Origin of the sequence: Mycobacterium hubeiense (genome assembly GCF_002838065.1) — a bacterium.
GTDB classification, from domain to species: domain Bacteria; phylum Actinomycetota; class Actinomycetes; order Mycobacteriales; family Mycobacteriaceae; genus Mycobacterium; species Mycobacterium hubeiense.
Genome location: NZ_PIZU01000015.1, coordinates 42,109 through 64,984, shown reverse-complemented (window position 1 = coordinate 64,984; position 22,876 = coordinate 42,109). Strand labels below are relative to the sequence as shown.

Genomic DNA, 22,876 nt, shown 5'->3' with positions numbered 1-22,876 from the left:
TCTGATGTCCTACCTTTGGGCGTGACAGTTTTGTTAATCAACGGGGAAAACATCTGCCCAATGGTTGAGTTGTCGTCATGGGTGAGTCAAACGAGGAAGGTGCGCAATGAAGCCCGACACCGGCATGTTGACGCAGGCCGACCTCGAACGGCTGGTCGCCTCCGGGGACATCGACACGGTGATCGTCGCGTTCTGCGATATGCAGGGCCGGCTGACCGGTAAACGAGTGTCGGGCCGGCTCTTCTCCGAAGAGGTGGCCGCACACGGCGCGGAGTGCTGTAACTACCTGCTGGCAGTCGACGTGGACATGAACACCGTCGACGGGTACGCGATGTCGAGTTGGAACACCGGTTACGGCGACATGGTGATGATGCCCGACTTCAGCACGCTGCGGCGCATTCCTTGGCTGCCCGGCACCGCGCTGGTGATGGCCGATCTGTCGTGGGACGACGGCAATCCCGTCGTTGCCGCGCCGCGCAGCATCCTGCGTCGGCAGATCGAGCGGTTGACCGAAACTGGCCTGGTGCCCTACGTCGGCACCGAACTCGAGTTCATGGTGTTCGACACCAGCTATCGCGACGCCTGGGCGGCCGGCTATCGCGGCCTGACACCGGCATCGGACTACAACGTCGACTATGCGATGCATGCCTCGACGCGAATGGAGCCGCTGCTGCGTGACATTCGGCTCGGCATGTCCGGCGCCGGCATGTACTGCGAAGGCGTCAAAGGCGAATGCAACCGCGGCCAACAGGAGATCGCCTTCCGCTACGACCATGCCCTGGTGACGTGTGACAACCACACCATCTACAAGAACGGCGCCAAGGAGATCGCCGACCAGCACGGCAAGGCCATCACGTTCATGGCGAAATTCGATGAGCGCGAAGGCAATAGCTGCCACATCCACATTTCGCTGCGCGGCGACGACGACAGTGCCGTGTTCGCCGATCCGTCGGATCCGCTGGGCATGTCGCCGCTGTTCCGCAGCTTCGTCGCCGGGCAGCTGGCCACGCTGCGTGAGCTCACCCTGTGCTACGCGCCGAATATCAACTCCTACAAACGATTCGCCGAGGGCAGCTTCGCACCGACCGCCATCGCGTGGGGTATGGACAATCGCACGTGCGCGCTGCGGGTCGTCGGCCATGGCCACGGCATGCGGATGGAGAACCGGGCGCCCGGCGGCGACGTCAACCAGTATCTCGCCGTATCGGCGCTGATAGCGGGCGGACTGTACGGCATCGAACGGGAGCTGGAATTGCCAGAACCATTGGAGGGCAACGCCTATGCCAGTGGTGCGGAGCGACTGCCGACCACGCTGGCCGAGGCGGCCGGGTTGTTCGCGAAGTCGGAGGTGGCGCGTGAGGCGTTCGGCGACGAGGTCGTCGAGCACTACGTGAACAACGCGCGGGTCGAGGTGGCCGCCTTCAACTCCGCGGTGACGGACTGGGAGAGGGTGCGCGGTTTTGAGCGGTTCTAACCTGCGGCCGGTGCTCGGCCTCACCACCTACCTGCAGCAGGCACAGACCGGCGTGTGGGATGTGAAGGCCAGTTTCCTGCCGCACATCTACTTCGAGGGAGTCAACCGGGCGGGGGGGATCGCGGTGCTGTTGCCACCGCAACCCGTCGACGCCGATATCGCCGCGCGGGTGCTGGACGGGCTGGACGGTCTGATCATCACCGGCGGCTCAGACGTCGACCCCGCCCGTTACGGCCAGGCACCGCATCCGGCCACGGATCAGCCTGGGCGCGAACGGGATGCGTGGGAGTTCGCCATGCTGGACGGCGCTTTACGGCGCGGCATGCCGGTGCTGGGCATCTGCCGCGGCGCGCAGGTGCTCAACGTGGCGTTGGGCGGGACGCTGCATCAGCATCTGCCCGACGTCATCGGCCACACCCATCACCAGAAGGGCAACGCGGTGTTCGGCACGTCCGAGGTCCGCACCGTGCCCGGGACCCGACTGGCGGCGCTGATCGGTGAGTCCTCGGACGCGCAGTGCTACCACCATCAGGCCATCGACCGCCTCGGCACCGGGCTGATCGTCAGCGCACAGGATTCCGACGGTGTGATCGAGGCCGTCGAATTGCCCGGAGAGAGCTTCGTTTTGGCGGTGCAGTGGCACCCGGAGGAGCGGTTGGACGATCTGCGGCTGTTCGCGGGCGTGGTGGCGGCGGCGGCCGCATACGCGAGCGGGAGGGTGGCCCTGTGACGACCAGCACCATCATCAACCCGGCCACCGAGGAGGTGCTGCGCACCGTCGAGCAGACGCCGCTGGAGGCCGTCGACGATGCTGTGGCGCGCGCCGTCGCCGCGCAGCGGGCTTGGGCGCGGCTGGCGCCGGCCGAACGGGCTGCGGCATTGCGCGCGTTCGCGGCCGCCGTCGACGCGCACGTCGACGAGCTGGCGGCGCTCGAAGTGGCCAACTCGGGTCATCCGATCGGCAACGCCGAATGGGAGGCCGGGCACGTTCGCGACGTCCTGCTGTACTACGCGGCCTCACCGGAGAGGTTGAGCGGCAAGCAGATTCCCGTCGCCGGTGGACTCGATGTCACGTTCAACGAACCTCTCGGGGTGGTCGGCGTCATCACCCCGTGGAACTTCCCGATGACGATCGCGTCGTGGGGCTTCGCTCCGGCGCTGGCCGCGGGTAACGCGGTCTTGGTCAAGCCGGCGGAGTGGACGCCGCTGACCACGATCCGGCTCGGCGAGCTGGCCGTCGAAGCCGGCCTGCCCGCGGATCTGCTGCAGGTGCTGCCGGGCAGGGGTTCGGTGGTTGGGGAGCGATTCGTCACCCATCCCGACATCCGCAAGGTGGTGTTCACCGGATCGACCGAAGTCGGCACGCGGGTGATGGCCGGCGCAGCCGCGCAGGTCAAGCGGGTGACGCTGGAGCTTGGCGGCAAGAGTGCCAACATCGTCTTCGACGACTGCGATCTGGAGAAGGCCGCCGCCACCGCTCCGTACGGCGTCTTCGACAACGCAGGGCAGGATTGCTGTGCGCGCAGCCGAATCCTGGTGCAGCGCAATGTGCTGGACCGGTTCATGGAGCTGTTGGAGCCGGCGGTCAAGGGCGTGGTGGTGGGCGATCCACGTTCACGCGACACCGAAATGGGGCCGCTGGTGTCGAAGAGCCACTGGGAGACGGTGGCGTCGTATGTGCCCGACGACGCACCGGTTGCGTTCCGCGGCGCCGCCCCGTCCGGGCGCGGGTTCTGGTTCCCGCCGACGGTGTTGATGCCTGATCGCGCCGATCGCACGGTTCGGGAAGAGATCTTCGGGCCGGTGGTGGCCGTGTTGCCGTTCGACGATGAAGCCGATGCCATCGCGCTGGCCAATGACACCCCCTACGGTCTGTCCGGCTCGATATGGACCGACAACCTGTCGCGGGCGCTGCGGGTGTCGCGTTCGGTGGAATCGGGCAATCTGTCGGTCAATTCGCATTCGTCGGTGCGGTACAACACCCCGTTCGGCGGCTTCAAACAGTCCGGGCTGGGCCGCGAACTGGGGCCTGATGCGCCGCTGTCGTTCACCGAGACCAAGAACGTGTTCTTCGCGATTGGAGGCGCCTGATGGACCTGACGCAGCGACTGGCCGGCAAGGTGGCGGTCATCACCGGCGCCGGCAGCGGCATCGGCCTGGCGGCGGGCCGGCGCATGCACGCCGAGGGCGCGAGGATCGTCGTCGGCGACATCGATCCGACAGCGGGTAAGGCGGCCGCCGATGAGCTCGACGGATTGTTTGTCCCCGTGGACGTGTCCGACGAGGCCGCCGTCAACAACCTCTTCGACAGCGCCGCCGAAGCCTACGGATCGGTCGACATCGCCTTCAATAACGCCGGTATCTCACCGCCAGACGATGATCTGATCGAGAACACCGAACTGCCGGCGTGGCAGAAGGTGCAAGACGTCAACCTGAAGTCGGTGTACCTGTCGTGCCGGGCGGCTCTGCGGCACATGGTGCCGGCCGGAAAGGGGTCGATCATCAACACCGCGTCGTTCGTCGCGGTGATGGGCTCGGCCACCTCCCAGATCTCCTACACCGCGTCCAAGGGCGGTGTGCTGGCGATGTCGCGTGAGCTCGGAATCCAGTACGCGCGCAGCGGGATTCGTGTCAACGCGCTGTGCCCGGGTCCGGTTAACACGCCGCTGCTGCGGGAACTGTTCGCCAAGGATCCCGAGCGGGCAGCGCGACGCCTGGTCCACGTGCCCCTGGGCCGGTTCGCCGAGCCGTCCGAGTTGGCTGCCGCCGTGGCGTTTTTGGCCAGCGACGACGCGTCGTTCATCACCGCGTCGACATTCCTGGTCGACGGCGGCATCAGCGGCCACTACGTCACGCCACTATAAAATGTCCGCCGACCCGGAACCGCTGGCTCAGGCCGAGTTCGCCGCGAAGGCGGCGGCCGAAGCGCTGCTTCGCCCGGTGCGGCCGGGTAACGCTTTCGAGGACACCGTCGGCCGGCTGCTGCAGACCATCCGGCTCGGGGTGCTGCAGCCCGGCGAATCGCTGCCGCCCGAACGGGAATTGGCGACGCGGCTCGGCGTCAGCCGTGACACGGTGCGGGAGGCGATCAAGTCACTGGCCGACGCCGGTTACCTGGTGTCGCGGCGTGGCCGCTACGGCGGCACCTTCCTGGCCGACGAGCTCCCTCGACCTAGCGAGGGCAGCCCCGGCGTGACGCGCGCGGAGATCGACGACGCGCTGCGGCTGCGCGAAATCCTCGAAGTCGGCGCCGCCCGCATGGCGGCTAACCGGACGCTGACGGCGGGTGAGCGAGAAGTGTTGTGGTCGCGGCTGACTGACGTGCGCGGCGCCGCACCCGACGACTACCGAAGGCTGGATTCGCGCCTGCACCTGGCCATCGCGGAGGCCGCCGGATCACCGTCTCTGGTGCCGTTGGTGGCCGAGAACCGGATGCGGCTCAATGCGCTGTTGGACCAGATCCCGTTGTTGGCGCGAAACATTGCGCACTCCGACGAGCAACACGAGGCCATCGTCATCGCGATCCTCGCCGGCGACGGTGAGGCCGCCGCAGCCGCGATGATGGCGCACGTCGAGGGCTCGGCCGCCCTGCTGCACGGCTTCCTCGATTAGCGGGCCCGCGCCTGCGACGGTAACGCTGTCGCTCATCCTCGATTAGGTTTGTCAGCAGTGACCAAGCCGGGAGACCAGACGCAAGTCAAGCGGGCCACGTCGGCGCTGGCCGACGTCGACACCGCGGGCTGGACTCTGCGATTCGACCTGCTGTCCGACCCCAATCGTCTGGAGATTCTGCTCTGCCTGCATCGCGCGCCAGGCATCTGCGTGGGGGACCTCGCCGCGGCGCTCGACCGCTCAGAGAACAGTGTCTCGCAGGCGCTTCGGGTGCTGCGCCAGCAGGGTTGGGTCAGCTCGACGCGGGTGGGCCGGGCCGTCAGCTACCGGCTCGAGGACGACATCGTGCACGACTTGCTGCACTGGATCGGCGCCCGGCACGGCTGAAGCCGGCGCGCCAAAATCTGAATATCTGTTCATCTAGACAGATGAGAACCGGCGCACATAGGCTCTCCTCATGAGCGTCGAGTTGCGCGATGCGGCGGTTGCCCGCCGGCTCGACCGAACCGATTGGGCGACGATCACCGCGATGGGCGGCGTCGTTCTCACACTGCATCTGCTCGGCTGGGGAGTGCTGGTATTCGGCGTGGCCCCGCAACACATCACGCTGGGATCCGCCGGCGTCTTCGGCGTCGGGCTCGGCGCGACGGCCTATCTGCTCGGCGTGCGCCACGCCTTCGACGCCGACCACATTGCCGTCATCGACAACACCACACGCAAGTTGGTCGGGCAGGGCACCCGCGCACTGTCCACCGGTTTCTGGTTCTCCCTGGGACATTCCAGCGTGGTGTTCGGCCTGGCGTTCCTGCTGGCGATTGGTGTGCGCGCGGTGGTGGGCCCGGTGCAGGACGAGGACTCGCCGCTCTTGCAGACGCTGGGTCTGGTGGGCTCCCTCGTTGCGGGCACCTTCCTGATCCTGATCGGGCTGTCCAACCTGTTCGCCGCGGTCGGGATCGCCAAGGTCTTCCGCCGCATGCGCGACGGTGACTTCGACGAGGCCGAACTCGAACGCCAACTCGAGAATCGGGGTTTTCTGGCGCGGCTGTTCTCGAAGCTGATGCGCAGGGTGAGCAAGCCGTGGCATCTGTATCCGGTCGGCCTGCTCATGGGCCTCGGCTTCGACACGGCTACACAGGTGGCGCTGCTGGTGCTCGCCGCGGGCACTGCGGCGTTCACCCTGCCCTGGTACGCCATCCTGGTGCTGCCCGTGCTGTTCGCGGCCGGGATGAGCCTGTTCGACGCGCTCGACGGCATCCTGATGTCGAAGGCCTACGGCTGGGCGTTCCTGCAGCCGATCCGCAAGGTGTACTACAACCTGACCGTCACCGTGCTGTCGGTGATCGTCGCCCTCGTCATCGGCGTCATCGTGCTCGTCGGCCTGCTGGTCGAGCGCCTGGGCATCGACTCGGGCCCGCTGGCGGCGATCGGCGCCGCGAACCTCGAGTTCGTGGGCTTCTTGATCGTCGGGCTGTTCGCCGCGGCGTGGGTGATCGCGCTGGCGGTCTGGCGCTTCGGAAACATCGAAAAGCGTTGGGCGCCAGCGGCGCAGTGAGGCCTAATGCCGCTTCGGCGGCGGCCAGGGCGGTTCGCCGCACAGCGCCAGCAACGCGTTTTCGATCACCTCGGGCAGTGCCGGATGAATCCAGTACTGCCCGCGCGCCATCTCCTGACCGGGCAGCCCGAAGCTCATCGCCTGGATCAACGGTTGGATCAGCGACGACGCCTGATGTCCCATGATGTGCGCGCCCAGGATTTTGCCCGAACCGTTCTCGACGATGATCTTCGCGATGCCGGTGGTGTCCTCCATCGCCCACCCGTAGGCCACGTCGCTGTAGTCCTGGATCTTGACCTTGATGTCGAAACCTTTTGCCCGGGCCTCGTTTTCGGTCAACCCAACCATGGCGATCTGCGGGTCTGTGAATACCGCGGACGGCACGAACCGATGGTCGGACGGCATCAGTGCGTCGGTGTCGTCCCAATCCTGCAGCAGGTTGTGGCGCACCACTCGGGCCTCGTGGTTGGCGACGTGTTTGAGCTGATACGGCGAGCACACATCGCCCAGCGCGAAAATGCCTCGGGCGCTGGTGCGTTGGTACTCGTCGACGTTGACCAGGCCGTCGGTGACCGTAACGCCGGCCAGCTCGGCGTCGAGCAGGTCACCGTTGGGCACCCGGCCGGTGGCCACCAGCACTGTGTCGGCGTGCATGGTGGAGCCGTCGTCAAGGCTGAGCGTGATTCCCGACGAGTTCTGGCTGGCCCGCTTGACGGTGCGGTGGCTGCGGATCTCCCACTTCTTGGCGGCGATATCGGTGAAGCGTTCGCACACCGAGTCGTCGCAGTGTCGCAGCAGCGTGGAGCCGCGAACCACCAGCGTCACCCGGGTCCCCAACGCGGAGAAGATGTGTGCGAACTCGGCGGCGACGAATCCGCCGCCGACGATCACCAGATGCTCCGGCAGCTCTGCGATTCGCATGATCGTGTCACTGGTGTGGTAGTCGATGCGCGACTCGGCGATCTCGGGCGGCACCGTGGCGCGTGAGCCGGCCGCGATCACCACCTGATCGGCGGTGAACTCGTCGCCCGCATCGGTAAGCAGCGTGTAGCGACCGTCGGACTGGGTCGGGCCGAACCGCGTGTGACTGGAGAACACCTCGACATTGGGCAGCGACCGCCGATAGTTCTCGCCGCCCAATGAGAGCGGGTCGATGCGGCCGAACACCCGCGAGACGATGTCGGCCCAACGAACGCCGTCGACGTGCGCGTCGACGCCGAATCGCGCACTGTCATTGACGATTTGGGCCACTTCGCTGGCGTAGACGAACATCTTCGTCGGTATGCAGCCGACGTTGAGGCAGGTTCCGCCGAACACACCCTGTTCGCAGATCGCCACGCGCTTGTCCGCGTAGCGTTCGTCGAGAATGGTGTTGCCCGAACCGGTGCCGATGATCGCGATGTCGAAGTGTGTCATCTCATCCCCGATCGGATTGCATTGAGGCGTCGGCGGTTTGGACATACCAGTCCAGCCAGCCGTCGAGCTCCCGGTACGCGATATTCCGCGATTCGCGCACGGACAGGAACACGTCGTGCTTGGCGTCGGTGATCGGCACTACCGTGGTGCGGTTGCCGATGCACCCGGCCCACCGCGCGATCTGCGTGACGTCGAGTACCGCGTCGCCCCGTTGAATCGTGTCCGGATCAGCCACCTCGCGCACGCTTTTGTCCGAGCGCAAGATCAGATTCGGCACACCGACGTCGAGACCGCGGTGCAGCTTCGCGTGGCCGCGCCGGATCGCGTGAATCCAGCCGACCGTGACCGGAAACCCTCCGATCGGCTTCCACTTGAGGTTGTAGTCGAATTCGCCGCCGTAGTCGCGATGCAACGTGGTGCCGTAGCCGCCCTCGGTGGGAGGCCGGACCACCTGGCGTTTACGCAGCCGTGAGAGCGCCGCCATCGCGGCGGCGGTGCCTCCACTGCGCAGAATCGCCGGGCCCTGCAGGTCGAGCCACGGGCTGTTGAGCACCAGGCCGGCGACCCGGTGCTGGGCGGTCAGGCCGCGCCGGCGCAGCCGGTCCAGCCACAGCGACACGATCAGACCACCGGCCGAGTGCCCATAAATCAGCACGTTCGCCTCGGGCGCTTCGGCGCCGACGATCGCCAGCGCGCGGTTCAACTCGGTGTCGTAGCGGCTCAGGTCGGTGGTGAAATGCGGAGTCTGACCCTCCCGCCATGAGCGGCCGCATTTGTGCAGGTCGATCGCATAGAAGGCGAAGCCGCGCTCGGCGAAGTGGTCAGCCAGCTCGGCGTGGAAGAAGTAGTCGGTGAACCCGTGCACCATGAGCACGGCATGGCGGGCGGCCGCATCGGGTTCGCCGCGGCGCACCACCGTGGCGACCAGCTCGCCTTCGCCGTCGGGATCGGGGCCGAGCGTCAGCGTGTGCTGCGAGTAACCCGGCAGCACGTCGCTCTCCCAGGCAGTCACGACAGCTACCTTAAGCGCGTCCGGCTCGGTGACTAGTCGGTAGGTTTTGCCGGAATGCGTCGGGATAACCTGAGATGGTGACGGAGGCCAACGTAGCTAAGACGGACGTCGTACTGGTCGGGGCGGGCATCATGAGTGCCACCCTGGGTGCGCTGTTGCGGCTGGTTGAACCGGATTGGTCGATCATGCTGATCGAGCGCCTCGATGGAGCGGCCGCCGAGAGCAGCGATCCGTGGAACAACGCCGGCACCGGCCATTCGGCGCTGTGTGAGTTGAACTACACCCCGGCGCGGCCGGACGGTTCCATCGACACCGCCAAAGCGGTTCAGGTCAACGAGCAGTTCCAGGTGTCGCGGCAGTTCTGGGCATACGCGGTGGAGAACGGGGTGCTGCCCGACGTGCGCAGCTTCCTCAACCCGATCCCGCACGTCAGCTTCGTGCACGGCGCGGAGAACGTCGACTACCTCAAGCGCCGCTATGACGCGCTGATCGACAACCCGTTGTTCGCGTCGATGGAGTTCATCGACGACAAGCACGAGTTCTCGCGGCGCCTGCCATTGATGGCTGCCAAGCGCGACTTCTCCGAGCCGGTCGCCCTCAACTGGACGCAGGACGGCACCGACGTCGACTTCGGCTCGCTGTCGCGCCAGCTCATCGGCTACACCGCGCAGCGCGGCATGACGACGCTGTTCGGCCACGAGGTGCGCGATCTGCGCAAGGAGTCCGACGGCACCTGGACGCTGAAGGTGATCAACCGGCGGACGGGTCAAAAGCGCAAGGTCAACGCCAAGTTCGTGTTCGTCGGCGCGGGCGGGGGAGCGCTGCCGCTGCTGCAGAAGTCCGGCATCGAGGAGGCGAAGGGCTTCGGCGGCTTCCCGGTCGGCGGCGAGTTCCTGCGTACCGACAACCCGGATCTGACCGCCAAACATCGGGCCAAGGTATACGGGTTGCCGCCGCTGGGTGCGCCACCGATGTCGGTGCCGCACTTGGACACTCGGGTGATCAACGGCAAGTCGTGGCTGCTGTTCGGGCCGTTCGCCGGCTGGTCGCCGAAGTTCTTGAAGCAGGGCAAGGTCACCGATCTGCCGCTGTCGGTCAAGCCCAACAACCTGATTTCGATGCTCGGGGTGGGGGTCTCCGAACTGGGGCTGGTGAAGTACCTGGTGGGCCAGCTGCTGCTCAGCGCGGAGGACCGCGTCGACGCGCTGCGCGAATTCGCCCCCAGCGCAGTGGATTCCGACTGGGAACTCGATGTTGCCGGGCAGCGTGTGCAGGTGATCCGCCGGGCCAAGGGCAAGGGCGGCGTGCTGGAGTTCGGCACCACCGTGCTCTCGGCCGCCGACGGCAGCATCGCCGGGCTGCTCGGCGCTTCGCCGGGCGCGTCGACGGCAGTGCCGGCGATGATCGAAGTGATGGAGCGCTGCTTCCCCAACCAGTATTCGGCCTGGCTGCCGAAGCTCAAGGAGATGGTGCCGTCACTGGGTGTGCAACTCTCCAACGAGCCGGCGCTGTTCGAGGAGGTCTGGGCGTGGGGGACCAAGGCGCTCAAACTGGACCGGCCCGCCAACGGCCTGCCCGCTACCGGCGGCGAGACCGCCCATACGCCCACCGCGGCCACCGTGTGACGGCATGACGGTGGCACTGCGCCGCAGCTGGGCCAAAGACCTCGATGCCGCAACGCTTTACGAGCTGCTCAAGCTTCGCATCGAGGTGTTCGTCGTCGAGCAGGCCACCCCTTACCCCGAACTCGACGGCCGTGACCTGCTCGCCGAGACGCGCCACTTCTGGCTGGAGACCGGCGACGGCGAGGTGATCAGCACGCTGCGGTTGATGGAAGAACATCCCGGCGGTGAGAAGGGCTTTCGCATCGGACGGGTCTGCACCAAGCGCACCGCCCGCGGCCAGGGTCACACCACCCGGCTCATGCAGGCCGCGTTGGCCGAAGTCGGCGACTACCCCTGCCGCATCAACGCGCAGACCTACCTCGCGGATATGTACGGCAAGCACGGCTTCGTCCGCGACGGCGACGAATTCCTCGACGACGGGATCCCGCACGTGCCCATGCTGAAACCCGGTGTCCAACTGTGAATTCCGTCTATCCGTTCAGTGCGATCGTCGGCCACGACCGGCTGCGGCTGGCATTGGTGTTGTGCGCCGTACGGCCCGAGATCGGCGGTGTGCTGATCCGCGGCGAGAAGGGCACCGCGAAGTCGACGGCGGTGCGCGGGCTTGCCGCCGTGCTGTCGGCCGTCGACGACGACGCGGCACTGGTCGAACTGCCGATCGGCGCCACCGAGGACCGCGTCGTCGGCTCGCTGGACCTCCAAAAGGTGTTGAGCGACGGCGAACACGCGTTTTCGCCCGGGCTGCTGGCCCGCGCGCACGGCGGCGTGCTCTACGTCGACGAGGTCAACCTGCTGCACGATCATCTGGTCGACGTGCTGCTCGACGCCGCCGCAATGGGCCGGGTGCACGTCGAACGTGACGGGATCTCCCATTCGCACGACGCGCGTTTCGTGTTGATCGGCACCATGAATCCCGAGGAAGGCGAACTGCGGCCCCAGCTGCTGGACCGGTTCGGGCTCACCGTCGACGTACACGCCTCCCGCGACATCGACGTGCGGGCCGAGGTCATCCGACAGCGGATGGCCTACGAGGCCGATCCGGACGGGTTCGCCCAGCGCTACGCCGACGCCGACGCCGAGGTGGCCCGCCGCATCGCCGCCGCCCGTGCTGCGGTCGCCGATGTAGTGTTGCCGGACAACGAGTTACGGCGTATCGCGGCACTGTGTGCGGCGTTCGACGTGGACGGTATGCGGGCCGATCTGGTGGTGGCGCGCACCGCGGTGGCCCATGCCGCGTGGCGCGGGTCCTCGACGGTCGAGGAAGAGGACATCCGCGTCGCGGCCGAGCTGGCGCTGCCGCACCGGCGCCGCCGCGACCCGTTCGACGACCCCGGCCTGGACCCCGAGCGGCTCGACGAGGCGATGGCGCAGGCCGACGAGTCCGGAGGGGATCCGGAACCCGATCCCGATCCACCGGGCGGCGGACACACGTCGTCGGATGCAGGTAAATCGACCACAGCGCAACGCAATTCGAACTCCGTCACCCGACCCAGCGCAGCGCCGTCAGCGGTGTTTCGCACCAAGGCCCTGGTGGTGCCGGGCGTCGGTGACGGCGCGCCGGGGCGGCGCTCTCGGGCCCGCAACCGCACCGGGACCGTCGTCTCGGCGACCGCGGAACCCGGTGTGGGACACGGCCTCCACCTCTTCGGCACCCTGCTGGCCGCCGCCGGGCGCCAACGCGGTGCGGGCCGGCCGCACCCGACGCCCGACGATGTGCGCCGCGCCATTCGCGAAGGGCGCGAAGGCAACCTGGTGATCTTCGTCGTCGACGCATCGGGGTCGATGGCGGCGCGCGACCGGATGGCGGCGGTCAGCGGAGCCACGCTGTCGTTGTTGCGCGACGCGTATCAGCGTCGTGACAAGGTCGCCGTCATCACGTTCCGGCAGGACCGCGCGCAGCTGTTGTTGCCGCCCACGTCGTCGGTGCACATCGCAAGCCGCCGGCTGGCAAGGTTCGACACCGGTGGGAAAACGCCACTGGCGCAAGGCTTACTGGCCGCACGCGATGTGGTGGTGCGGGAGAAGGCCCGCGATCGCGCCCGCCGCGCTCTGGTGGTGCTGCTGACGGACGGTCGGGCCACCGGCGGGCCCGACCCGCTGGGCCGCACGCGCCTCGCCGCCGCCCGTCTGGTCGCGGAGGGCGCCGCCGCGGTGGTGGTGGACTGCGAGACCTCCCATGTGAGATTGGGTTTGGCCGAGCAGCTGGCCGGCCACCTGGGTGCGCCGTCGGTGCGGCTGGCGCAACTGCGGGCCGACAACCTTACCCAGCTGGTCACAGCCCAAGCGGCATAGGAGGTTTGCACATGCCTCAAGGCCAACCTCTCGCCGTCCCCGACGACGGCCTCACCACGCGCGCTCGTCGCAACGCGCCGCTGCTGGCCGTGCACATCGGGGCCGGCAAGGGCAAGTCGACCGCCGCGTTCGGGATGGCGCTGCGGGCCTGGAACCAGGGTTTCGACATCGCGGTGTTCCAGTTCGTCAAGAGTGCGAAGTGGAAAGTCGGTGAGGAGGCGGCCTTTCGTGAGCTCGGCCGGCTGCACGACGAGCAGGGCGTCGGGGGACCCGTCGAATGGCACAAGATGGGCGCGGGCTGGTCATGGTCGCGCAAGCACGGCAGCGACGACGACCATGCGGCCGCGGCCGCGGACGGCTGGGCCGAGATCAAGCGTCGGCTGGCCGAGCAGCGCCACGACTTCTATGTGCTCGACGAGTTCACCTATCCGCTGAAGTGGGGGTGGATCGACGTCGACGAGGTCATCGCCACGCTGGCCGACCGCCCCGGCACACAGCATGTGGTTATCACCGGCCGCGACGCGCCGCAGGCGTTGATCGACGCCGCGGACCTGGTCACCGAGATGACCAAGATCAAGCATCCGATGGATGTGGGGCGCAAGGGCCAGAAGGGCATCGAGTGGTGAGTTCCCCTGCTCGCTCAGAGAAGGTGACGTGAGCACGCCCGCCGTTGTCATCGCCGCGCCCGCGTCGGGCAGCGGGAAGACAACCGTCGCAACGGGTTTGATGGGTGCGCTGCGACGAGTGGGCCGCCGGGTCGCGCCGTTCAAGGTCGGCCCGGACTTCATCGACCCCGGCTACCACGCGCTGGCGACCGAGCGGCCCGGCCGCAATCTTGATCCGGTGCTGGTCGGCGAGGAGCTGATCGGCCCGCTGTACCGGCACGGCAGCGCAGGTGCCGACATCGCCGTCGTCGAGGGGGTGATGGGCCTGTTCGACGGGCGCATCGTCGACGAGATGCGCGGCGCCGCAACCGGATCCACCGCACACGTCGCAGCCCTGCTGGGGGCCCCGGTGATCCTCGTCGTCGACGCGCGTGGCCAGAGCCACAGCATCGCTGCGCTGCTGCATGGCTTTTCGACGTTCGACACGTCGGTGCGCATCGCCGGAGTAATCCTGAATCGCGTCGGGTCGACGCGCCACGAGGAGGTGTTGCGACAAGCATGTGAATACGCCGGCGTGCCGGTGTTCGGCGCGATCCCACGCGCCGACGAGCTGGCCGTGCCGTCGCGCCACCTCGGCTTGGTCACTGCCGTCGAACATGGGCGAAAGGCCCGCGACGCCGTCGAGGCGATGACGGCCCTGGTCGGCCGTCACGTCGATCTGGCCGGCATCGACGCGGTGGCGGCCAGCTACGTCACCGCCGAGCCCTGGGATCCGGCACCCGAGAGCCCAACCCGCCCCGTCACCGTCGCGCTGGCCGCGGGTAAGGCGTTCAGCTTCGGCTACCCCGAGCACGGCGAACTGCTTCGCGCGGCCGGCGCCGACGTCGTCGAGTTCGACCCGTTGACCGACCCACTGCCGCCCGACACCGCCGCGCTGGTGTTACCGGGCGGTTTCCCCGAACAGTTCACCGCCGAGCTCTCGGCTAACGACGTTGTTCGCCAACAGATCAAAGCGCTCGCCGCCGCCGGAGCGCCGGTGCACGCGGAATGCGCGGGCCTGACCTACCTAGTCGACGACCTCGACGGGCACCCGATGTGCGGGGTGCTGGCCGGGTCCGCGCGGTTCACCGACGGCCTCACACTGGGATACCGCGAGGCCGTCGCGGTCACCGAGTCGCCGCTCCACGAAATCGGCGACCGCGTCGTCGGACACGAATTCCACCGCACCGCAGTCACATTCACCGAGGACTACCCGCCGGCCTGGACATTTGTCGGCGGGCCGAAGTCCGGCATCCGAGACGGCGCCGTGCACGCCGGAGTGCACGCCGGATATCTGCACACCCATCCCGCCGCCCGTCCGCAGGCCATCAGCCGCTTCGTGGCCGCCGCCGCACCCTCTAAGCTCGCCGGGTGAGCGAGAACGCGTACCTTGTCGGCCTGCGGCTGGCCGGGAAGAAAGTCGTCGTGGTCGGCGGGGGCACCGTCGCACAACGCCGGCTGCCGCTGCTGATCGCCAACGGCGCCGATGTGCATGTCATCACCCGCGCCGCCACCCCGGCCGTGGAAGCGATGAGTGGAATCACTTTGACACTCAGGGACTTCCGCGAGGGCGACCTTCAGGACGCCTGGTATGCCATCGCGGCCACCGACGATCCGGACGTCAACGCCGCCGTCGTCGCCGAGGCTGACCGACGGCACATCTTCTGTGTGCGCGCCGACATCGCGCGCGAAGGCTCGGCGGTCACCCCCGCGTCGTTCGACTACGAGGGCCTGTCCGTGGGTGTGCTGGCGGGCGGTGAGCATCGCCGCTCAGCTGCCATCCGGTCGGCCATCCACGAAGCGCTGCAGGCCGGCGTCATCACCGAAGAGACGCCCGGCGCCGTGCCCGGCGGGGTGGCCTTGGTCGGCGGCGGGCCCGGTGACCCCGAGCTCATCACCGTGCGCGGGCGGCGCCTGCTCGCGCAGGCCGACGTCGTCGTCGCGGACCGGCTGGCGCCCCCTGAACTGCTGGCCGAACTGGGCCCGCACGTGGAGGTCATCGACGCCGCGAAGATCCCGTACGGCCGGGCGATGGCGCAGGACGCGATCAACCAGGTGCTGATCGACCGGGCCAAGGCCGGCAAATTCGTGGTCCGGCTCAAAGGCGGCGACCCGTTCGTGTTCGCGCGTGGCTACGAAGAGGTACTCGCGTGTACTGACGCTGGGATTCCCGTCACAGTTGTGCCGGGTGTGACGAGTGCCATAGCCGTTCCCGCATTGGCCGGTGTTCCGGTCACCCATCGTGCGGTAACGCACGAATTCGTGGTGGTCAGCGGCCATGTTGCGCCGGGGCACCCTGAATCGTTAGTGAATTGGAATGCGCTGGCCGCGCTGACGGGCACCATCGTTTTGCTCATGGCCGTCGAGCGCATCGAGCTCTTCGCCAAGGCGTTGCTCGACGGTGGCCGACCTGCTGATACGCCGGTTCTGGTGGTGCAACAGGGCACCACGTCGGCGCAGCGGACTTTGCGCGCGACGCTCGCCGACGCGCCAGAGCGCATTCGCGAGGAGGGAATTCGGCCTCCCGCGATCATCGTGATCGGCTCCGTGGCGGCCTTCGGCGGTTAAAGGATTCTTAAGATTACTGTAAGGTAACCGGTTATGACGGCTCTCAATGACGCAGAGCGCGCAGCCATCTTGCGGGACGCCGAAGGCGGGGGAAACCGGGCGCAGCCCACCCACGTGAAGCACACCGGGTTGGAGCGCACCGGCAGGTATCCGACGTGGTTGCCGTCGCGGAGATTCTTCGCCGCGGTGATCGCAATCGGCGGCATGCAGTTGCTCGCGACCATGGACAGCACCATCGCCATCGTCGCGCTCCCCAAGATCCAGGACGAGCTGGCGCTTTCCGATGCCGGCCGCAGCTGGGTGATCACCGCCTACGTGTTGACGTTCGGCGGGTTGATGCTCTTGGGCGGGCGTCTCGGCGACACCATCGGCCGCAAGCGCACGTTCATCGTCGGCGTCGCGCTGTTCACCATCGCGTCGATCCTGTGCGGAATCGCTTGGAACGAGGCAACTCTGGTCACCGCCCGGTTGTTGCAGGGCGTGGGTGCGGCCATCGCTTCACCGACCGCGCTGGCGTTGATCGCCACGACGTTCCCCAAGGGCCCGGCCCGTAACGCCGCCACCGCGGTATTCGGCGCGATGACGGCCGTCGGCTCGGTGATGGGCCTGGTCGTCGGCGGCGCGCTGACCGAGGTGTCATGGCGGTGGGCGTTTTTGGTCAACGTGCCGATCGGCCTGGTGATGATCTACCTGGCCCGCACCGCGCTGCGCGAGACCCATCGCGAGCGGATGAAGCTGGACGCCGCCGGGGCGCTGCTCGCCACGCTCGGCTGCACGGCCGCGGTGTTCGCGTTCACGCAAGGCCCGGAGAGCGGCTGGCTCTCGCCCATCACCTTGGGGTCCGGCGCCGCCGCGGCGGTGTTCGGCATCGCGTTCTTCATCGTCGAACGCTCCGCGGAGAACCCCGTGGTGCCGTTCGAGCTGTTTTCGGAGCGCAACCGCGTGGCCACCTTCGCGGCGATCTTCCTGGCCGGTGGTGTGCTGTTCACGCTGACCGTGCTGATCGGTCTGTACGTGCAGGACATCCTGGGCTACAGCGCGCTGCACGCCGGCGTCGGCTTCATCCCGTTCGTGATCGGCATGGGTATCGGGCTGGGCGCGTCCTCGCAGCTGGTCCGGCTGTTCTCGCCGCGTGTGCTGGTGATCGGCGGGGGCATCCTGGTGCTCGGCGCGATGCTCTACGGCTCGACGTTGCACCGCGGCATCCCGTACTTCCCGAACCTGGTGGTGCCCATCGTGGTCGGCGGCATCGGCATCGGCATGATCGTCGTGCCGTTGACGCTCTCGGCGATCGCCGGCGTGGGCTTCGACCAGATCGGCCCGGTGTCCGCGATCGCGCTGATGCTGCAGAACTTGGGCGGCCCGCTGGTGCTGGCCGTCATCCAGGCCGTGATCACCTCGCGCACGCTGTATCTGGGCGGCACCAACGGCCCGGTGAAGGATATGACCGACACGCAGCTGGCGGCGCTCGACGCCGGGTACACCTACGGCCTGTTGTGGGTGGCCGCGGTGGCGGTATTGGTCGGCGGCGCAGCGTTGTTCATCGGCTACACCGCCTCGCAGGTGGCGCACGCGCAGGAAGTCAAGGACGCCATCGACCACGGCGAGATCTAGGCGGTTTCGGCGCGCTGGGTCGCGCTGAGCGCGACCACCTACGCCGAAATCGCGGTGACGCGGCCGGTCAGTAAGCTAGCCCGCTGTGATCACCCGCATGTCCGAGCTGTTCCTGCGCACACTGCGCGACGACCCGGCAGACGCCGAAGTGCCCAGCCACAAGCTGCTCATCAGGGCCGGTTACATCCGCCCGATCGGGCCTGGGCTGTACAGCTGGCTGCCGCTGGGGCTGCGGGTGCTGCGCAAGATCGAGGGCATCGTCCGCTCCGAGATGAATGCCATTGGCGGGCAAGAGATCCTGTTTCCCGCGTTGTTGCCGCGCGGCCCGTACGAGACGACGAACCGGTGGACCGAGTACGGCGACACGCTGTTTCGGCTACAGGACCGTCGTCGCAACGACTACCTGCTCGGCCCGACGCATGAAGAGCTGTTCACCCTGACGGTCAAGGGGGAGTACAGCAGCTACAAAGACTTTCCGTTGGTGCTGTTCCAGATTCAGACCAAGTACCGCGACGAAGCCCGGCCGCGGGCGGGCATCTTGCGCGGCCGCGAGTTCATCATGAAGGACTCGTACTCCTTCGACGTCGACGACGACGGACTCAAGACGGCCTACCACGCGCATCGCGAGGCGTATCAACGGATCTTCAACCGGCTGGGCGTGCGCTACGTCATCGTCTCGGCGGTGTCGGGCGCGATGGGCGGCAGCGCATCCGAGGAGTTCCTGGCCGAAAGCGAGGTTGGCGAGGACACCTTCGTGCGCTGTCTGGAGTCCGGCTACGCCGCCAACGTCGAGGCGGTGATCACGCGGCCGCCCGAACCGCTGCCCATGGACGGTCTGCCCGAGGCCAAGGTGTACGACACGCCGGGTACGCCGACGATCGCCACCCTGGTCGAATGGGCCAACAACACCCTCGGCCGCACCGTGACCGCCGCCGACACGCTGAAGAACGTGATGCTCAAGGTCCGCGAACCCGGCGGCGACTGGGAGCTGCTGGCCGTCGGTGTGCCCGGCGACCGCGAGGTGGACGAGAAGCGGCTGGGTGCGGCACTGGAACCCGCGGAGTACGCGATGCTCGACGACGCCGACTTCGCCAAGCACCCGTTTCTGGTCAAGGGTTATATCGGTCCGAAAGGCTTGCAGGACAACGGGGTTCGGTTTCTCGTGGATCCACGCGTGGTGGACGGCACGTCCTGGATCACCGGCGCCGACGCGCCCGGCAAGCATGTGGTGGGCCTTGTCGCCGGCCGTGACTTCGTGCCCGACGGGACCATCGAGGCCGCCGAGATCCGCGACGGCGACCCTTCGCCCGATGGCGCCGGGCCGTTGGTGTCGGCGCGCGGTATCGAGATCGGCCACATCTTCCAGCTCGGCCGCAAATACACCGAGGCGTTCGCCGCCGATGTGTTGGGCGAGGACGGCAAGCCGGTGCGGCTGACCATGGGCTCCTACGGCATCGGGGTGTCCCGGCTGGTCGCGGTGATCGCTGAACAGCACCACGACGAGCTCGGCCTGCGCTGGCCGTCGGCGGTGTCGCCGTTCGACGCGCACGTGGTGATCGCGAACAAGGACAGCGCCGCGCGCGCCGGTGCGGGCGAGTTGGCCGCTCAGCTGGATGGTCTGGGTGTCGACGTGCTGCTCGATGACCGGCAGGCCTCCCCGGGAGTGAAGTTCAAGGACGCCGAGCTGCTCGGGGTGCCGTGGATCGTGGTGGTGGGCCGCGGCTGGGCCGAAGGCGTAGTCGAGCTGCGCAACCGCTTCAGCGGTGAGACGCGCGAGATCCCGGTCGACGGCGCGGCCGCCGAGATCTCGACGGCCGTCCTGAGCTAGTTACTCGCTGCCGCCGGGGAATGCGACGGTGATGGGCCACACGTCGAGCACCTGACTCCAGCGCGCCGCGGCCACCGCGCACTGCGTCAGGGCCTCCACGGCGAAGGCCCGGTCGCCTTGGTCGGTGGCCTGCTCGAGCACCGCCCGCCACGCCACCGCGGAGTCCTCTTCCATGCGCACCGCCAGATTGGCGGCGTCCGTGGGGTTGTCGACCTGCATCGGCAGCTGGTATCCGGCCGCGGGCAGCGGCACGGCGACCGAGCGGGCCTCGAGCATGGCGATCGCCGCCTCGCGTCGGTCGCGGTGCTCGGCCATCGATTCGGACACCAGGTCGTTGAGCTCGGGTGTGGAATGCGCCGACACCATGCCGTAGCCGTAGATGACCCCGTGTTCGGTGGCGATCGCGTCGAACAGCGCTCCGTTCGCGGAGTCGGGCGGGCGCGACGGGCTGGTCGGTTCGGCGGCCCGCGACGACGTCGTCGTCGTGGTGGTGGTCGGGGTGGGTTCGGGCGATGTCATGGTGTGCCTCCCGCGGGGGCCAGCATCACGGTGTGGGCCGCGGTGCAAGCCGCAGCGATCGAACCGAGCAGTCCGGCGCGGTAGCCCGACAGCTGAGCCGCCAGTTTCGCCGCGCTCTCCGCGGACTGCTTCAGGGCGTCGACGACGTCGTCGCTCGTCGGCGGTTTTGCGGCAGCAGCGGTCGTGCTGGTGGTGGTTGTGGTCGGCGCATCGTCGCCGACCATCCGGATCAGCTCCTCCGACAATGCCCGGGCGTGTTCGGAACGCTCGTCGGCCACCACGGTCAGTGCCTTCGCCTGCTGCGGGCGCGCGCCCGCAGCGGCGTCCTTAGCCAGCTGGCTGTCGGCGAGCGCGCGGTCGCGCTGCGCGGTGAGGTCGTCGAGTTCGGGTGGTGGGGTCGAGCCGCACGCGCTGGCAGTGGCGCCGAGCAGCGCCAAGGCTGCCGCACCAAACAGCACACGTCGCCGGCTGAGGATCGGCAAGGCACTTGGCACGAGCAACATCCTGCCATTGCCGCCGCTGCGGTTGCGCCACCGCCGGTTTGCCGCTCGGCACTGCGGCCCTGGCGTATCGTTGGTAATCGGTTCCCGAGCGGTCACATTGCAGCACCGTCGGGGACCGTGTCCGGACAACTCAAGATGAGGAGCTCGCCGTGGCACCGGATCCTAAGCTGCGGTCTGCGGGTCTACCGTCGCAGAAGCAGGTGATCGAGCTACTCGATGGCGAGTTCGCGCGCGCCGGTTACGAAATCGAGGACGTGGTCATCGACGCCGTCGCGCGTCCGCCCCGCATCACGGTCATCGCCGACGGCGACGAGGGCCTGGACCTGGAGTCGATTGCGGCACTGTCCCGCTCCGCATCCGCACTGCTGGATCGCGTCGACAAAACCGCTGCGCCCTACGTGCTGGAGGTCACCTCGCCCGGGATCGACCGACCGCTGACAACCGAAAAGCACTACCGGCGCGCCCGCGGCCGCAAGGTCGAGGTGACGTTGTCCGACGGGTCGCAGCTGACCGGTCGGCTGGGCGAAATCGCCGACGGCGCCGTGCGCCTGGTGGTGCGCGAAGGGAGCAAGGCCAACTTTTCAGTTCGCGAGCTACCTCTTGATGGCATCGCGAAAGCCGTTGTCCAGGTGGAGTTTTCGCCGCCGAATCGGCGTGAGCTCGAGCTGGCCGGCCAGTCCGGGAAGGAGGCCGGAGCATGAACATCGACATGGCGGCACTGCACGCCATCGAGGCCGACAAGGGGATTTCGGTCGACGTGGTCGTGGAGACCATCGAGTCGGCGCTGCTCACCGCCTACCGCCACACCGAAGGCCACGCAGCCGACGCGCGAATCGACATCGACCGCAAGACCGGCGTTGTCAAGGTGATCGCCCGCCAGACCGACGAAGACGGCAATGTCATCCACGAATGGGACGACACGCCTGAGGGTTTCGGCCGGATCGCCGCGACCACCGCCCGCCAGGTGATCCTGCAGCGGCTGCGCGACGCCGAGAACGAGAAGAACTACGGCGAGTTCTCGGCCCGCGAGGGCGACATCGTCGCCGGGGTGATCCAGCGCGATGCCCGGGCCAACGCGCGCGGCCTCGTCGTCGTGCGGATGGGCAGCGAGACCAAGGGGTCGGAGGGCGTCATCCCCGCCGCTGAGCAGGTGCCGGGGGAGCGCTACGAACACGGTGATCGGTTGCGCTGCTACGTGGTCGGCGTGACGCGCGGAATCCGCGAGCCGCTGATCACCCTCTCGCGCACCCATCCCAACCTGGTGCGCAAGCTGTTCTCGCTGGAGGTGCCCGAGATCGCCGACGGGTCGGTCGAGATCGTGGCCGTGGCGCGGGAGGCGGGCCACCGGTCCAAGATCGCGGTCACCTCGCGGGTGCCCGGGCTGAACGCCAAAGGGGCCTGCATCGGCCCGATGGGCCAGCGGGTGCGCAACGTGATGAGCGAGCTGTCCGGCGAGAAGATCGACATCATCGACTACGACGAGGACCCGGCCCGCTTCGTGGCCAACGCGTTGTCACCGGCCAAGGTGGTATCGGTCAGCGTCATCGACGAAGCGTCGCGTGCAGCCCGCGTGGTGGTGCCCGACTTCCAGCTCTCCCTGGCCATCGGCAAGGAAGGCCAAAACGCCCGGTTGGCCGCCCGGCTCACCGGTTGGCGCATCGACATTCGCAGCGATGCGGCGCCGACCGGTAAACCCGAGGTCAACCCCAACGCCGCACACGGCGCGGTGCCCGACAGGTAGCGGCCCTAAGCGGTTTCAATTCGCCGAGCCCTTGCAGGTAGACTCAGCTGTGATCCAGCGCGAGACTTCGGCTTCGACGCGTCGACGCAGCCCCGACACATCCGTCGGACCGGTGCGGACCTGCGTGGGATGTCGGAAGCGAGAGCTGGCCGTCGAACTGCTTCGGACGGTTGCGGTGGTCGACGGGAACGGCAATTGCGCCGTTACCGTTGATTCAGCGGGTAACCTGCCGGGGCGGGGTGCATGGCTGCATCCCAACCAGCTGTGCCTAGACGCAGCAATCCGGCGGCGAGCGTTCGCCAGAGCGTTGCGCATCACCGGCTCACCGGATTTATCCGCGGTGATCGAGTACTTCAGCCCAGCTGAAGCGCCTGATCGCCCGGCAACAGAACAGGTAGCGAAGAACATGAGCACACCGTGAAGTCCCGATGACCATGCGTCATAGCTAAACCGAGGCGCGGCGCCTACCACCGCTG

General features: G+C 67.8%; 22 protein-coding genes. 18 read left to right on the top strand and 4 right to left on the bottom strand.

What is annotated here, in order from left to right; all coding sequences use genetic code 11:
- Positions 1-106 precede the first annotated feature (106 nt).
- From CWS39_RS13685 to nicT, 7 genes are all read left to right on the top strand, one after another.
- Positions 107-1,474 (top strand): glutamine synthetase family protein, encoded by a 1,368-nt coding sequence (locus CWS39_RS13685; protein WP_102143470.1) that lies wholly within the window; start codon positions 107-109, stop codon positions 1,472-1,474.
- Complete coding sequence (locus CWS39_RS13680; RefSeq protein WP_102143469.1) at positions 1,461-2,204, top strand: gamma-glutamyl-gamma-aminobutyrate hydrolase family protein; 744 nt, start codon at positions 1,461-1,463, stop codon at positions 2,202-2,204. The genes CWS39_RS13685 and CWS39_RS13680 overlap by 14 nt, the downstream gene beginning before the upstream one ends.
- Positions 2,201-3,565 carry an aldehyde dehydrogenase family protein gene (locus CWS39_RS13675; protein WP_102143468.1) on the top strand — a complete coding sequence of 455 codons (1,365 nt, stop codon included), beginning with the start codon at positions 2,201-2,203 and terminating at the stop codon, positions 3,563-3,565. The genes CWS39_RS13680 and CWS39_RS13675 overlap by 4 nt, the downstream gene beginning before the upstream one ends.
- Complete coding sequence (locus tag CWS39_RS13670; protein ID WP_199178112.1) at positions 3,562-4,338, top strand: 3-oxoacyl-ACP reductase; 777 nt, start codon at positions 3,562-3,564, stop codon at positions 4,336-4,338. Before CWS39_RS13675 ends, CWS39_RS13670 begins: the two co-directional genes overlap by 4 nt.
- Position 4,339: 1 nt before the next feature.
- Positions 4,340-5,086, top strand: a complete 747-nt coding sequence (locus tag CWS39_RS13665; protein ID WP_102143466.1) for a FadR/GntR family transcriptional regulator — start codon at positions 4,340-4,342, stop codon at positions 5,084-5,086.
- A 57-nt stretch (positions 5,087-5,143) separates the two neighbouring features.
- The gene (locus tag CWS39_RS13660) at positions 5,144-5,473 is read left to right on the top strand and encodes an ArsR/SmtB family transcription factor (protein WP_199178109.1); all 330 of its coding nucleotides are present in this window, start codon (positions 5,144-5,146) and stop codon (positions 5,471-5,473) included.
- A 70-nt stretch (positions 5,474-5,543) separates the two neighbouring features.
- Positions 5,544-6,638 (top strand): Nickel transporter NicT, encoded by a 1,095-nt coding sequence (gene nicT / locus CWS39_RS13655; protein ID WP_102143464.1) that lies wholly within the window; start codon positions 5,544-5,546, stop codon positions 6,636-6,638.
- A 3-nt stretch (positions 6,639-6,641) separates the two neighbouring features.
- Here nicT and mtr read toward each other — a convergent pair whose 3' ends face one another.
- Positions 6,642-8,054: a mycothione reductase gene (gene mtr, locus CWS39_RS13650; RefSeq protein ID WP_102143463.1), complete on the bottom strand. Its 1,413-nt coding sequence runs from the start codon at positions 8,052-8,054 to the stop codon at positions 6,642-6,644.
- 1 nt (position 8,055) lies between these two features.
- The gene (locus CWS39_RS13645) at positions 8,056-9,066 is read right to left on the bottom strand and encodes an alpha/beta hydrolase (RefSeq protein WP_102143462.1); all 1,011 of its coding nucleotides are present in this window, start codon (positions 9,064-9,066) and stop codon (positions 8,056-8,058) included.
- Between the two features lie 74 nt (positions 9,067-9,140).
- Here CWS39_RS13645 and mqo point away from each other — a divergent pair, with 74 nt between their 5' ends.
- The 8 genes from mqo to CWS39_RS13605 all read left to right on the top strand — a co-directional run bounded on the left by mqo (position 9,141) and on the right by CWS39_RS13605 (position 19,637).
- The gene (mqo, locus tag CWS39_RS13640; protein WP_199178108.1) at positions 9,141-10,691 is read left to right on the top strand and encodes a malate dehydrogenase (quinone); all 1,551 of its coding nucleotides are present in this window, start codon (positions 9,141-9,143) and stop codon (positions 10,689-10,691) included.
- 4 nt (positions 10,692-10,695) lie between these two features.
- Positions 10,696-11,154 (top strand): GNAT family N-acetyltransferase, encoded by a 459-nt coding sequence (locus tag CWS39_RS13635; protein ID WP_102143461.1) that lies wholly within the window; start codon positions 10,696-10,698, stop codon positions 11,152-11,154.
- Positions 11,151-12,983 carry a magnesium chelatase subunit D family protein gene (locus CWS39_RS13630; protein WP_102143460.1) on the top strand — a complete coding sequence of 611 codons (1,833 nt, stop codon included), beginning with the start codon at positions 11,151-11,153 and terminating at the stop codon, positions 12,981-12,983. The genes CWS39_RS13635 and CWS39_RS13630 overlap by 4 nt, the downstream gene beginning before the upstream one ends.
- A gap of 11 nt (positions 12,984-12,994) precedes the next feature.
- Entirely contained in the window at positions 12,995-13,609 is a 615-nt protein-coding gene (gene cobO, locus CWS39_RS13625) for a cob(I)yrinic acid a,c-diamide adenosyltransferase (protein WP_102143459.1), read from the top strand.
- Positions 13,610-13,637: 28 nt separating this feature from the next.
- Positions 13,638-15,002 (top strand): cobyrinic acid a,c-diamide synthase CobB, encoded by a 1,365-nt coding sequence (locus tag CWS39_RS13620; protein ID WP_102143458.1) that lies wholly within the window; start codon positions 13,638-13,640, stop codon positions 15,000-15,002.
- Entirely contained in the window at positions 14,999-16,195 is a 1,197-nt protein-coding gene (gene cobA, locus CWS39_RS13615) for a uroporphyrinogen-III C-methyltransferase (protein WP_102143457.1), read from the top strand. Before CWS39_RS13620 ends, cobA begins: the two co-directional genes overlap by 4 nt.
- A 33-nt stretch (positions 16,196-16,228) precedes the next feature.
- Positions 16,229-17,809 (top strand): MFS transporter, encoded by a 1,581-nt coding sequence (locus CWS39_RS13610; RefSeq protein ID WP_102143456.1) that lies wholly within the window; start codon positions 16,229-16,231, stop codon positions 17,807-17,809.
- Between the two features lie 85 nt (positions 17,810-17,894).
- Positions 17,895-19,637, top strand: a complete 1,743-nt coding sequence (locus tag CWS39_RS13605; RefSeq protein WP_102143455.1) for a proline--tRNA ligase — start codon at positions 17,895-17,897, stop codon at positions 19,635-19,637.
- Here CWS39_RS13605 and CWS39_RS13600 read toward each other — a convergent pair whose 3' ends face one another.
- On the bottom strand, positions 19,638-20,156 hold the full coding sequence (locus CWS39_RS13600; RefSeq protein ID WP_102143454.1) for a ferritin-like domain-containing protein: 519 nt from the start codon (positions 20,154-20,156) through the stop codon (positions 19,638-19,640).
- Positions 20,153-20,659, bottom strand: a complete 507-nt coding sequence (locus CWS39_RS13595) for a hypothetical protein (protein WP_199178107.1) — start codon at positions 20,657-20,659, stop codon at positions 20,153-20,155. The genes CWS39_RS13600 and CWS39_RS13595 overlap by 4 nt, the downstream gene beginning before the upstream one ends.
- 149 nt (positions 20,660-20,808) lie before the next feature.
- Here CWS39_RS13595 and rimP point away from each other — a divergent pair, with 149 nt between their 5' ends.
- Genes rimP through CWS39_RS13580 form a run of 3 tightly spaced genes read left to right on the top strand, consistent with a single transcriptional unit; the run spans position 20,809 to position 22,821 of the window.
- Positions 20,809-21,360 carry a ribosome maturation factor RimP gene (gene rimP, locus CWS39_RS13590; RefSeq protein WP_102143453.1) on the top strand — a complete coding sequence of 184 codons (552 nt, stop codon included), beginning with the start codon at positions 20,809-20,811 and terminating at the stop codon, positions 21,358-21,360.
- The gene (gene nusA, locus CWS39_RS13585) at positions 21,357-22,400 is read left to right on the top strand and encodes a transcription termination factor NusA (protein WP_102143452.1); all 1,044 of its coding nucleotides are present in this window, start codon (positions 21,357-21,359) and stop codon (positions 22,398-22,400) included. The genes rimP and nusA overlap by 4 nt, the downstream gene beginning before the upstream one ends.
- The gene (locus CWS39_RS13580) at positions 22,333-22,821 is read left to right on the top strand and encodes a YlxR family protein (RefSeq protein ID WP_102143451.1); all 489 of its coding nucleotides are present in this window, start codon (positions 22,333-22,335) and stop codon (positions 22,819-22,821) included. Before nusA ends, CWS39_RS13580 begins: the two co-directional genes overlap by 68 nt.
- Positions 22,822-22,876 lie beyond the last annotated feature (55 nt).